Genomic DNA, 13,300 nt, shown 5'->3' on the forward strand with positions numbered 1-13,300 from the left:
TAAGGGCATGGTGAGGATAGTTATTATGGGTAAATTATTAAAAGTAGCCATTATTGCCACGGTGCTGTTAGCCGCAGTAAGTAATCAAGCGGCCTGGGCTCAAGAGCGTAAGAAAACACCTGCGCTAAGAGAACAGGTCTATAGTCAACTTGCCCGTGCCCAAGAACTCGCAGATGCAGGTGATGTTCCAGCAGGTTTGCAAGTATTGCAAGCGGTGGAGCAAAAACTAAGCAGCATGAACAGCTATGAACGTGCCATGTTGTGGAATTTTTATGCCTACATGCATTATGGCCAGGATAATATCGATCAAGCTATCGTCTATTTTGCCAAAGTTGTTGATGAAGAAGCACTGCCGCTAGCGCTCGAGCAAAATACCCTTTATAGCTTGGCGCAGTTGGCACTGGGGCAAGGTAACTATCAGCAAAGTTTAGGCTATCTAGAGCGCTGGCAGCAGTTGGTGCCGGTTGATCAGCATAGCAAAGCTTTTGTGTTAAAAGCCCAAGCGCTTTATCAGGCGGGCGATTATGCGGCGGCTTTAATGCCTATCACTCAGGCGATAGACGGAGCCGTTGCTAAGTCTGTGATACCTGACGAAAACTGGTTGGTGTTACAACGCGCCATTTATTTTGAGTTGAAGCAAACAGACCAGGTGGCCAAGGTCTTAGAGCAGATGGTGCGCTGGTATAATAAGCCGGAATATTGGGTTCAGCTAGCTGGAGTTTATGGTCAGCTAGGCGAAGAAGCCAAGCAACTGGCGATGTTAGAAGCAGCCTATCAACAGGGCTTCTTAGTGAAAGGCACCGACTTATTGAACCTGGCACAAACTTATTTCTTCAGTGATTTACCCTATAAATCGGGTCGAGTGTTAGAGCAAGCGTTAGCAGACCAGAAGGTTGAGCGCAACCTACGCAATTTGAAAATGTTGGCGCAAGCTTGGGTAGCAGCGCGTGAAACTGACAAAGCGGTAGAGGCCTTAGCTGCGGCAGCTGAGCTTAGCGACGACGGTGAATTAGATGCTCAACGTGCCACTGTGCTGCTCAATGCCGAGCGTCATCAAGCAGCGATTGCTGCGGCGCAAGCTGCGCTAACCAAGGGAAATCTGCAACAACCTGGCACCATGCACCTTGTGATAGGGATGGCTGAACTTAATCAGGAAAATTACAATGCGGCGTTGCAAGCTTTTGCACGTGCTAAAGAATTTGAGCAATCACGGCGCACCGCAAGCCAATGGCAACGTTATGCAGAAGCTGAACTTGAACAAGCGCAGCGGTTAGCTGAAATAAATCGGTCATGATTATTTCATAAAACTGACATACGGTAATGAAACTGTCATAAAGCTGACATAACATAGCTCTCCAGGTCGAAGATATGCTATATATCTTGTGTGAATCATCACTAAACTGGCGAGCTAAGTTATGGCAATCGGTGCTAAAGCAAACGTTATCTTTCCTTCTCTAGCATTAACTGCAATGCTAATTCATCCTCTTGCGCAAGCTCAGGATGAGCCTGTTACTTTTGATTTTTATGGAAAAATCAATGTATCCCTACAAAGCAACGATCTTGATGATGGCACTCCCAGTGATACTGAAATTATCTCTAATGCGTCCCGTTTTGGCATTAAAGGCGGCGCTCAGTTAGATGGCGACCTTGAGGTCATTTATCAATTAGAATGGGAAGTCGACGTTGCCGATTTAGGTGGTGATGACAATATTAAGGCGCGAAACCAGTTTATCGGGCTCAAAGGTAACTTTGGTGAGTTTACTGTGGGGCGTCGCGATACGGCGTTGAAGTTGGTACAAAGTGGCTTTGATCCCTTTTCTAACTATGCCGCAGACATGAAACATATATTTGCAGGTAAAAACCGCACTAAAAACACGTTAAGTTATTTCTCGCCTAAGTTTAATCAGTTTCAGGTAGCGGCAAGCTATGTGTTTGCTGAAGATGACTTCGTTGACGATGGCATCTCGCTAAGCTTGGCTTATGGCGATAAAAAACTGAAACAAACCCAGTTTCATGCAGCCATTGCCGTAGACGATAGTGTTAATGGACGCGATATCGTGCGTGCCATGGGGATGACCAAAGTAGGCGATACTCAGCTTGGTCTGTTGTGGCAAGATCAAGAAAATGTCGATGGTACTGGTCAAGCCGATGGGTGGGTCGCGAATGTGATTCAGCCGTGGCAGAATTTCAGTTTTAAATTCCAATATCAAATGATGGATTTTGACGATGGTGAAAAATCAGCCATTGCCGCTGGCGCTGACTATAAACTCGGCGACAACACCACAGTTTACGCTTGGTATACCGGCCGTGATCTCGATAATATCGATGCACAGCAACGATACCTGGCGATTGGTATCGAGCACAAGTTTTAACTAGCAGCAAAGCAAGGTAAACTAATGCCATCAATTCCAACAGATGCAGATGATGGCGAACTTTATCTTTATCGCCGGCTACGTAGTCATTGGTCTACTGCTACAGCGTAGTCGGCAATTTCCACAAAATACCGGTCAAATTCTTAATGCCTACGTGATTTATGTGGCACTACCTGCCGTGGTGTTGCAGAAAATCCCTAGCCTAACCTTTGGCAAAGAGCTGCTTTACCCAGCCATTATGCCGTGGCTGTTATTAGTACTAACGGTGCCACTTATAATGTGGTTAGGTAAGTTGTTTAAGTGGTCACGCAATACCTTGGGTGCTATGTTAATTGTCATCCCGCTTGGCAATACCTCGTTTGTTGGGTTTCCTATGATTGAGGCTTTTTTTGGCCCCGAGGGGATCCCATACGCACTGCTTTATGACCAACTAGGGTCATTCTTTATTCTCTCCATTTATGCCACCATTATAGCTGCGGTCTATGCTCATGATGAGGGGCAAGCAGCACAGCGACCTTCCTTGGCACAATTATTGATGAAAATCGCCAAATTCCCGCCTTTTGTTGCGCTTGTTGCAGCCTTTGCTCTAAGGCCCTTTAGTTATCCAGAAGTAGTGAGTAGTTTTATTGATTCGCTCGCCATTACCTTGGTGCCAGTAATCATGGTAGCGGTTGGTTTTCAGCTGAAATTCAGATTGCCACAAGAAGATCGAGGGCCATTGTACTGGGCTTTAGGTATAAAGTTAGTGCTTACTCCAATGATTGCCTTATTAGCTTTGTGGGCGTTTGATTTGCAGCAACTGGCGGTTCAGGTCACCATCATGGAAGCAGCCATGCCGGCGATGATTTCAGCCGGCGCGCTGGCTATTATGGCCGGCTTAGCGCCGACCTTATCAGCCGCAGTGGTGGGCTACGGAGTATTGCTGTGTTTTATCAGCTTGCCACTCTGGTTTTATCTGCTGCAATGGCTGGCTCAATCAATTTAGTCTCCAACTTTGGTGGCCTTAAACTCACCTTTGGCGACACGGACGTTAAACACCTGTTGTGGAGCAAGCTCAGCCGGGTCACGAATCACTTGGCCTTGGTCGTTCTGCAGCACCGCATAACCACGCGCAATAGTCTCTAAAGGGCTAACCACTTGCAGTGTTTGAATGGTGCTTTGTAGTCGCAGATGGGCTTGTTTTAGCACGCTGCGCATGGCGGTTTGTTGGCGCTGCTGCAATTGTTGCAATTGTAATTGCGCAGGCGCCAGTAACCGTTTTGGATGAGCTGCTAGCAAACGTTGTTGCAGTTGTTGTTGATGTTGCTGATGCAATTTAGATTGCCGCAGCAGGGCAGATTGGGCACGATTGCTGAGTTCATCTAAGCGTTGACTATTTTGCTGTAGCTGACGTTGGGGGTGTTGTTGCTGTAAACGTTGCTGTAAATACCGTTGCTGGTGTTGCCAACTCGTCATTTGGGCCTGCCAAACGCGGGCTAAACGATGCTCTAAGTGAGTAATTACTTGCATGGTTTCGCGCTGATCACGGGTTACTAACTCAGCCGCTGCCGATGGTGTAGCTGCGCGTACGTCGGCGACAAAATCAGCAATAGTAAAGTCGACTTCATGCCCGATTGCCGCAATGGTCGGAATCGGGCAGGCAAACAACGCATGAGCCAGTTGTTCGTTATTAAAACACCATAAATCTTCTAAGGAGCCACCACCGCGACTCACAATGAGTACATCAACCTCGTTCCGTGCGATTGCCCGTTGCAACATCTGTAGCAGCTCTTGCGGAGCACTTTGGCCTTGTACGCTAGCAGGGTAGATGATCACCTCTACCGCTGGGTCGCGGCGTTTCATTACGGCTAAAATATCGCGCACGGCCGCTCCTGTGGGGGAGGTGATCACGCCTACCCTATTAATGCGGGGCGGCAGTGCTTGCTTGGTTTGAGGATCGAACAAGCCAGCTGCTTGGAGTTTGGCTTTAAGTTGTTCGTATTGTTGCTGCAGTAAGCCGGCCCCAGCGTCTTCCATATGTTCTATGATCAGCTGATAATCGCCGCGCGGTTCATACACGGTCAATTTGGCCCGTACTAAAACCTGCATGCCTTGTTGCGGCTGTATCCGTACCCGTTGATTAGCATTGCGAAACATCGCTGCTTTAATTTGCGCACGTTCATCTTTTAAGGTGAAATACCAATGGCCAGAGCCAGGAGCGGCAAAGTTTGAAATTTCGCCAACCAGCCAAACCGAGCCAAAGCCCTGCTCTAATACTTGCCGAACTTCGCTATTAAGGCCATGTACGGTAAAGATGTGCGACTGCTGCATGATAAAACCCACTGGAAAGTTGAGAAATCAGTTTACTGAAAAGCGCTTTGCGAGTAAAATCTGCACGCAACATTAAGTCAGCCAGTGAGATGTTGCCATGCTACGAATTGCCCAAGAAGCTCTTACCTTTGACGACGTTCTACTCGTCCCAGGACACTCCACCGTTTTACCCCATACAGCCGATTTGCGCACGCGTTTAACGCGCTCGATTGAATTGAATATTCCCCTTGTGTCAGCGGCCATGGATACGGTAACCGAAGCAGCATTAGCCATTGCTCTAGCGCAAGAAGGCGGGCTAGGCTTTATCCACAAAAATATGACCATTGCTGAGCAAGCCGCACATGTCCGTAAAGTTAAAAAATACGAAAGCGGTGTGGTTTCAGACCCAGTAACAGTTACTCCCGACACTACTTTAGGTGAAATCAGAGCGCTAGCCATCGAGCATGGCTTTCATGGATTTCCTGTGGTTGCAGAAAGTGGTGAGCTAGTAGGTATTATCACCGGTCGAGATACTCGCGCTGAAAAAGATGATAGCCGCTTAGTTAGCAGCATCATGACCCCTAAAGACAAATTAATTACCGTGAAAGAAAATGCTGGCAGTGATGAAATCTTAGGTTTGATGCATCAACACCGCGTAGAAAAAATCTTGGTCGTAAACGACGACTTTCATATGCTTGGCATGATTACCTTGAAAGATTTCACCAAAGCTGAAAACAAGCCTAACGCCTGTAAAGACGATTTAGGGCGGTTACGAGTGGGTGCTGCGGTAGGTGTGGGGCCAGGTACAGAAGAACGCGTAGCGGCATTGGTTGAAGCCGGGGTAGATGTACTGTTGATTGATACCTCTCATGGCCATTCACAAGGGGTTATTGACCGAGTGATGTGGGCACGCAAAACTTACCCAGACTTGCAAATCATCGCAGGTAACGTGGCAACGGGTGCTGGGGCGAAAGCCTTGGCTGATGCCGGGGTAGATGCGGTAAAAGTTGGGATTGGTCCTGGCTCTATCTGTACCACGCGCATTGTTACCGGTTGCGGTGTGCCGCAAATTACGGCTATTTCAGACGCCGTAGACGCACTTAAAGGAACCAACATTCCGGTTATTGCTGATGGCGGGATTCGCTTCTCTGGAGATATTGCTAAAGCTATCGCTGCTGGAGCTGATTGCGTGATGGTTGGCAGTATGTTGGCGGGTACTGAAGAGTCACCTGGTGAAGTAGAGCTTTATCAAGGCCGCTATTACAAATCCTATCGTGGCATGGGCAGTATTGGTGCTATGAATCAGCGTCACGGCTCGTCGGATCGTTACTTTCAAGCAACGAACGAAGCAGAAAAACTGGTGCCTGAAGGGATTGAAGGCCGCGTTGCGTACAAGGGGCCGATTGCCACTATTATTCATCAACAAATGGGCGGTTTACGTTCAGCCATGGGCTTAACCGGCTGTGCCACCATGAAAGAAATGCGCACCAAACCGCAGTTTGTCAAAGTAACAGCGGCGGGTATGGGTGAATCCCATGTGCACGATGTGCAAATCACCAAAGAAGCACCTAACTACCGGATGGGATAAGCAATCATGCAAGATATTCATGCGCATAAAATATTAATTTTAGATTTTGGTTCGCAGTACACTCAGCTGATTGCTCGCCGTATACGTGAACTAGGTGTCTATTGTGAACTTTGGGCTTGGGATGTGAGCGAAGCTGATATCCGCGAGTTTAAGCCGAACGGTATTATCTTGTCAGGGGGGCCCGAATCTGTCACTGCAGCTGACTCTCCGCGCGCACCTGATTACGTGTTTAACGCTGGGGTGCCGGTATTTGGTATCTGTTATGGCATGCAAACCATGGCGGCCCAGTTAGGTGGTCAAGTGCAAGGCTCTAGTGAGCGTGAATTTGGCTATGCGCAAGTAGAACGTATTGCGCCCTGTCCACTGTTTCATCACATTGAAGATAGCGTTCACGAAAGCGGCAATCCTAGCATTGACGTCTGGATGAGCCACGGTGATAAAGTGATTGAAATGCCACCGGGTTTTACCCTTGTGGCGCAAACACCAACCTGCCCGATTGCGGCTATGGCCGATGACACCCGCGATTTTTATGGTGTGCAGTTCCACCCTGAAGTAACTCATACGCGCCAAGGGATGCGGATGCTAGAGCACTTTGTGGTAGAAATCTGCGAGTGTGAACAAAACTGGACGCCGGCACACATTATTGATGATGCAGTTGCTCGAATCCGCGCCCAAGTAGGAACCGGAAAGGTGGTGTTGGGCTTATCCGGTGGGGTAGATAGTTCGGTTACTGCCATGCTGTTGCACCGTGCCATTGGTGACCAGTTAACCTGCGTCTTCGTTGATAACGGTCTGTTACGCTGGCAAGAAGCAGAGCAAGTTATGGAAATGTTTGGTGACCACTATGGTCTAAATATTATTCATGTTGCTGCCGAAAATCGTTTCTTAGATGCCCTTGCTGGTGAGCAAGAGCCCGAGGCTAAACGTAAAATTATTGGTCGTGTGTTCGTTGAAATATTTGATGAACAGGCGAGTCTAATTAAAGACGTATCTTTCTTAGCCCAAGGTACGATTTATCCGGATGTGATTGAATCGGCTGGCTCGAAAACGGGTAAAGCCCATGTGATTAAATCTCACCATAACGTAGGTGGTTTGCCGGCCGATATGAAGCTGAGCTTGGTGGAGCCATTACGTGAATTATTCAAAGACGAAGTGCGTAAAATTGGTCTTGAGTTAGGGTTGCCATATGACATGCTTTATCGTCACCCCTTCCCAGGACCAGGCTTGGGCGTAAGGGTCTTGGCTGAAGTTAAGAAAGAATATTGCGACTTGTTGCGTCGTGCTGACCACATCTTTATTTCAGAATTACGCAAAGCTGGTTTGTACCATGAAGTAAGCCAAGCTTTTGCGGTCTTCTTACCGGTACGTTCAGTTGGCGTTATGGGTGATGCTCGAAAATACGATTGGGTGATTGCACTACGCGCCGTAGAAACGATAGATTTTATGACCGCACGTTGGGCACACTTGCCATACACGCTGTTAGAAACCGTATCTAATCGTATTATTAACGAAATTGATGGTATCTCACGGGTGGTATACGATATTTCCGGCAAGCCGCCAGCTACCATCGAGTGGGAATAGGCTAAGATGCTGCGAGTTCTGCTTAGCTGTTGCTGGTTGTTATTGATAGTTGGCTGTACGCCAGCTCCAGAGCCCAGTCAGCTAGAGCAAATCAAAGCCCGTGGCGTATTAAAGGTAGGGACCTTGATGGGGCCCTCAACCTATTACCTTGATGCCAATGGCGAAGCAGGCATTGAAGCGGCCTTGGCGCAGCAATTTGCTGATGAACTCGGCGTAGCCCTAGAAATGGTGCCGCGCTATAACGTCAAAAACTTACTCGATTTACTGGCTAACAACGAAGTAGACCTGTTGGCAGCTGGGTTAGATCGTACTCCTCAACGCGACCAACTGTTTCGTTTTGGCCCTCCTTACCTTGAGGTAAGCCAGCGAGTCATTTATAAACAAGGCTCGCGTGATCGGCCGCGCAGTTTAACCGAGCTAGATGGTGAACTGGTGGTGGTGGCTAACAGTAGTCACCACGATTGGCTGCAAAGTATTAGTAGTGATTATCCTGAGCTGAAATGGCGCGCCACGGATGATCAAGACACCCAAGAGCTTCTGCGCCGCGTCATGTTAGGTGAGATCGACTTTACCATCGCGGACAGCAATACACTTGATATCCAACGTCGTTATTACCCCAATCTAAGCGTGGCCTTTACGGTACGAGATCGAGTTGATGTGGGCTGGATGCTAGCATCCCAGGTGGATGGCTCTCTTTATGCTGAAGTGATTGATTTTTTTGGTGAACTGCGTGCGTCAGGCCAGTTGGCACAGTTGATGGACCAGCATTTTGGCCATGTTGCTAACTTTAATTACGTGGATGCTAGTTTGTTTATTCAAGCAGTAGAAACTACCTTACCGCGTTACCGCGAGATGTTTGAACGCCATGCAGGTAGTCTCGATTGGCGTTTATTGGCCGCTATCAGCTACCAAGAAAGCCATTGGAACCCGCGTGCTTTGTCGCCAACTGGGGTTCGCGGCATGATGATGCTGACCCTGCCTACGGCTAAGGCTATGGGCGTAACCAGTAGACTTAACCCAGAGCAAAGCATTCGTGGCGGAGCACGCTATTTTGAGCGAATGCTGCAGCGAATTCCGGCCCGTATTCAACATCCTGACCGCATTTGGTTTGCGTTGGCTGCCTATAATATTGGCTTTGGCCATCTTGAAGACGCACGGATTTTGACTCAGCAGCAGGGCGCCGATCCTGATCGCTGGATAGATGTGAGAAAACGTCTACCTTTATTACGACAGAAAAAATATTACCGACAAACCAAGTATGGTTTTGCTCGAGGTGATGAACCGGTGCGGTATGTAGGAAACATCCGTCGTTATTATGATACCTTGATTTGGCTTGATAGTCGTGGACGCATTCCAGCCAAACCCATGCAAATTCTGCTTCCGCAAGGTAGTGGTGACGAGATGAACTAATGCGTAGAAACCGTCGGTTGGTGTCGCCTGAAAGACGCCGTGCTTTGCTAAGAAAACGTCATCGATTACAACTGGAGCGCCGCCAAAAGTGGTTCCGGTTGTGTGAGAAAACTGATAATTGACCCTCGATAATTTGGAGAGAGATCTGTGGAAATAGTACGTGGCGCTCCGGCCTTGTCAGAATTTCGTACCGAAAAGCTATTGCAACGATTACAGGCTGCTGAGCTTCCGGTTACTGAAGTTTATGCAGAGTTCATGCATTTTGTAGATGTAGCCCAAGCGCTCGACGATGCGTCGCGTGAGGTATTGGGGAAATTACTCAGTTATGGCCCTTCGATGGCGCAGCACTTGCCTGAGGGTAGCTTACAAGTGGTGGTGCCACGCCAAGGAACTATCTCACCTTGGTCTTCAAAAGCAACGGACATTGCGCATAACTGTGGGTTGACCCAAATTAAGCGCATCGAACGCGGTATTGCCTACTACCTCAGTGGTGAGCTGAGTGTTGAGCAATTAGCTCAGGCAGCCGCTTTGTTGCATGATCGTATGACCGAAATGGTGTTGGCAGAATTGCAGCAAGCAAGCATCTTATTCGAACATGCCGAGCCGGCTCCACTGCAAAGTATTGATATTTTAGCTGGTGGTCGAGCAGCCCTTGCACAAGCCAACGTGACCATGGGGCTAGCGCTTGCGGATGATGAAATTGATTATTTGTTTGAAAATTTTAGCGCGTTAAAGCGCAATCCAAACGACATAGAACTCTATATGTTTGCACAAGCAAACTCTGAACATTGTCGTCATAAAATCTTTAATGCTGACTGGACTATTGATGGTGAGCAGCAGCTTAAATCATTGTTCAAAATGATTAAGAATACCTACGAAACGCACCCTGAAAACGTATTGTCGGCATACAAAGACAATGCTGCGGTGATGGTAGGGTCAGAAGCCGGTCGTTTTTACCCATACCCAGCCGGCAGCGCCGCCGCAGGCGAATACAGCTATTTCCATGAGCCTATTCATATTTTAATGAAGGTGGAAACTCACAACCATCCTACTGCCATTTCACCTTATCCGGGTGCCGCCACGGGGTCTGGGGGCGAGATTCGTGACGAAGGTGCAACGGGGCGCGGCTCTAAACCTAAAGCCGGTTTGGTTGGCTTTACCGTATCTAACCTGCGTATTCCAGGCTTTGAACAGCCATGGGAAGAAGACTTTGGTAAACCAGAACGGATTGTTACCGCACTGGATATTATGCTCGAAGGGCCGTTAGGTGGCGCTGCATTTAATAATGAATTTGGCCGCCCAGCTTTAACAGGTTATTTCCGTACCTATGAAGAAAAAGTAACCAGCCACAACGGCGAAGAAATCCGTGGTTATCATAAGCCTATTATGATTGCCGGCGGTATGGGGAATATTCGCGAGCAACACGTTGAGAAGGGTGAGATTCCGGTCGGCGCCAAGCTTGTGGTATTAGGCGGCCCGGCCATGAATATCGGTTTAGGTGGTGGTGCGGCATCATCGATGGCATCAGGTACCTCGACTGAAGATCTCGACTTTGCTTCGGTTCAGCGTGATAACCCAGAAATGGAGCGGCGCTGCCAAGAAGTGATTGACCGTTGCTGGCAACTGGGCGACAAGAACCCCATTGCATTTATTCACGATGTGGGCGCTGGTGGTTTGTCGAATGCCATGCCAGAGCTGGTGGGTGATGGTGGCCGTGGTGGTATTTTTGACTTACGCAAAGTGCCCAACGATGAGCCAGGTATGTCGCCGCTCGAGATTTGGTGTAACGAATCGCAAGAACGCTACGTGATGGCTATTGCACCAGAACATATGGATGTTTTTGAACAGATTTGTCAGCGTGAGCGGGCACCATTCGCAGTGATTGGTGAAGCCACTGAAGCGCAACATCTAACCATGACAGATCCGGTATTTGCGAATAAGCCCATTGATTTGCCACTGAACGTGCTACTTGGTAAACCACCGAAAATGCATCGTGACGTAAGTTCAGCGCAAGTTCAGGGACAAGCGCTTGAAACCAGCTCAATCAAGCTTAACGACGCCGCCAAGCGCTTGTTACGATTGCCAGCGATTGCAGAGAAAACCTTCTTGATTACCATTGGTGATCGGTCTGTGACTGGTTTGGTTGCGCGTGACCAAATGGTGGGACCATGGCAAATACCTGTAGCCGATGTGGCGGTAACTGCTGCTAGCTACGATACCTATGCTGGTGAAGCTATGGCCATGGGGGAACGCACACCACTGGCGTTATTAAACTACGGCGCTTCTGCACGGATGGCCGTGGGCGAGGCTTTAACTAACCTTGCTGCCGCTGATATCGGCGATTTAAGTTTTGTAAAATTATCGGCAAACTGGATGGCTGCTGCTGGTCACCCAGGCGAAGATGCTGGTCTCTATGAAGCAGTCAAAGCGGTCGGTGAAGAACTTTGTCCAGCGCTTGGAATCACCATTCCGGTGGGTAAAGATTCGATGTCGATGAAGACTCGCTGGCAGGATAGTGCCGGTAATGAACAAGCAGTAACCGCACCGCTGAGCCTTGTCATTACAGCCTTTGGTCGCGTACGTGATGTGCGTCGTACGCTGACCCCGCAGCTGCGGATGGATAAAGGCGACTCTAAATTAGTCTTGATTGATTTGGGGCAAGGACAAAACCGTCTGGGTGGTTCAGCGTTAGCCCAAGTTTATCGTCAGTTAGGTGATGTCACGCCTGACGTGGATGACGCCGCCTTGCTGAAAGGCTTCTTCAACGCCATCCAACAACTGGTGCACAACAAGCAATTACTGGCCTATCATGATCGCTCTGATGGTGGTTTGTTTGTGACGGTGGCAGAAATGGCCTTTGCTGGTCATTGTGGGGTTGAAGTAGCACTTGATGAGGTTGGTACAGACGATCTTGCGGCACTCTTTAGCGAAGAATTAGGCGCTGTCATTCAGGTAACTGTTGAGGACTTGCCGGCAGTGCAGGCAGTATTTGCTGAACATGGGTTAGCTGATTGTGTGAAGGTTATCGGTCAGCCTGTGCGCGAAGATGTGGTGCGATTTAATCGCAATGGACAAGAAGTGCTGTCTCATTTGCGTAGTCACTACCGTGCTGTGTGGGCAGAAACTACCCATCAGATGCAGCGTTTACGAGATAACCCAGAGTGCGCTGACGAAGAGTTTGAAGCTAAGCAAAACCTCAATGATCCTGGTTTGTTTGCCGAACTGACGTTTGATGTGGCTGAGGATATTGCGGCTCCGTACATCAATACAGGGCGTGATCCTGTGGTGGCTATTTTGCGTGAGCAAGGGGTGAACTCGCACATGGAAATGGCCGCAGCTTTCGATCGTGCCGGCTTTGCTGCGATTGATGTGCACATGAGTGACATTTTAAGCGGTCGCATCAGCTTAGATAAGTTTGATGGTTTAGCTGCTTGTGGCGGTTTCTCCTACGGTGACGTACTAGGTGCTGGCGAGGGTTGGGCGAAGTCGATTTTATTTAATGGCCGTGCCCGCGATGAGTTCAGTGCTTTCTTTGAACGCCAACGCACGTTCGCGCTAGGGGTGTGTAATGGCTGTCAGATGTTATCCAATCTGAAAGAACTGATTCCTGGTGCAGAAGCTTGGCCACGTTTTGTTACGAACCGTTCAGAGCGGTTTGAAGCGCGTTTTAGCTTGGTTGAAGTGCAGCCTAATGACTCGTTGTTCTTCTCTGGTATGGCTGGCTCGAAAATGCCAATTGCGGTATCTCATGGTGAAGGGCGGGCTGAATTTAGTGGCAACAACCTAGAGTTAGTACAGCAACAGCAATTAGTGACCTTGCGCTACATTAATAATAAGGGCCAAGTTGCTAGCAGCTATCCGGCTAACCCCAATGGAACCCCAGCAGGGATCACCGGGTTAACTACCAGCGATGGTCGAGTGTCTATTATGATGCCGCATCCAGAGCGGGTATTCCGAACTGTGGCTAATAGCTGGCATCCGGAAGAATGGGGTGAAGATAGCCCGTGGATGCGTATGTTCCGTAATGCTCGGGTCTATCTAGGCTAAGATAGTCCTGCGT

The 13,300-nt window shown here is 48.7% G+C and carries 8 protein-coding genes; 7 read left to right on the top strand and 1 reads right to left on the bottom strand.

Features of this window, described 5'->3' with window-relative positions; all coding sequences use genetic code 11:
* Window positions 1-25 precede the first annotated feature (25 nt).
* The 3 genes from KGF88_RS00665 to KGF88_RS00675 all read left to right on the top strand — a co-directional run bounded on the left by KGF88_RS00665 (window position 26) and on the right by KGF88_RS00675 (window position 3,357).
* Entirely contained in the window at window positions 26-1,294 is a 1,269-nt protein-coding gene (locus KGF88_RS00665; protein WP_153826185.1) for a tetratricopeptide repeat protein, read from the top strand.
* A gap of 121 nt (window positions 1,295-1,415) precedes the next feature.
* Window positions 1,416-2,372 (top strand): porin, encoded by a 957-nt coding sequence (locus KGF88_RS00670; protein WP_153826184.1) that lies wholly within the window; start codon window positions 1,416-1,418, stop codon window positions 2,370-2,372.
* A gap of 49 nt (window positions 2,373-2,421) precedes the next feature.
* Window positions 2,422-3,357 carry an AEC family transporter gene (locus KGF88_RS00675; RefSeq protein WP_228759469.1) on the top strand — a complete coding sequence of 312 codons (936 nt, stop codon included), beginning with the start codon at window positions 2,422-2,424 and terminating at the stop codon, window positions 3,355-3,357.
* Here KGF88_RS00675 and xseA read toward each other — a convergent pair.
* On the bottom strand, window positions 3,354-4,682 hold the full coding sequence (gene xseA / locus KGF88_RS00680; protein ID WP_153826183.1) for an exodeoxyribonuclease VII large subunit: 1,329 nt from the start codon (window positions 4,680-4,682) through the stop codon (window positions 3,354-3,356). The two genes, KGF88_RS00675 and xseA, sit on opposite strands and share 4 nt — an antisense overlap.
* 97 nt (window positions 4,683-4,779) lie before the next feature.
* Here xseA and guaB point away from each other — a divergent pair, with 97 nt between their 5' ends.
* The 4 genes from guaB (at window position 4,780) to purL (ending at window position 13,287) form a co-directional block, all read left to right on the top strand.
* Window positions 4,780-6,249 carry an IMP dehydrogenase gene (gene guaB / locus KGF88_RS00685; RefSeq protein WP_110076102.1) on the top strand — a complete coding sequence of 490 codons (1,470 nt, stop codon included), beginning with the start codon at window positions 4,780-4,782 and terminating at the stop codon, window positions 6,247-6,249.
* A gap of 6 nt (window positions 6,250-6,255) precedes the next feature.
* Window positions 6,256-7,830 (top strand): glutamine-hydrolyzing GMP synthase, encoded by a 1,575-nt coding sequence (guaA, locus tag KGF88_RS00690; RefSeq protein ID WP_153826182.1) that lies wholly within the window; start codon window positions 6,256-6,258, stop codon window positions 7,828-7,830.
* A gap of 6 nt (window positions 7,831-7,836) precedes the next feature.
* The gene (gene mltF / locus KGF88_RS00695) at window positions 7,837-9,240 is read left to right on the top strand and encodes a membrane-bound lytic murein transglycosylase MltF (protein ID WP_153826181.1); all 1,404 of its coding nucleotides are present in this window, start codon (window positions 7,837-7,839) and stop codon (window positions 9,238-9,240) included.
* A 147-nt stretch (window positions 9,241-9,387) separates the two neighbouring features.
* Complete coding sequence (gene purL / locus KGF88_RS00700) at window positions 9,388-13,287, top strand: phosphoribosylformylglycinamidine synthase (protein ID WP_162014551.1); 3,900 nt, start codon at window positions 9,388-9,390, stop codon at window positions 13,285-13,287.
* Window positions 13,288-13,300: the final 13 nt, after the last annotated feature.

The organism is Idiomarina loihiensis (genome assembly GCF_024584785.1).
In the GTDB taxonomy this organism is placed as follows: domain Bacteria; phylum Pseudomonadota; class Gammaproteobacteria; order Enterobacterales; family Alteromonadaceae; genus Pseudidiomarina; species Pseudidiomarina fusca.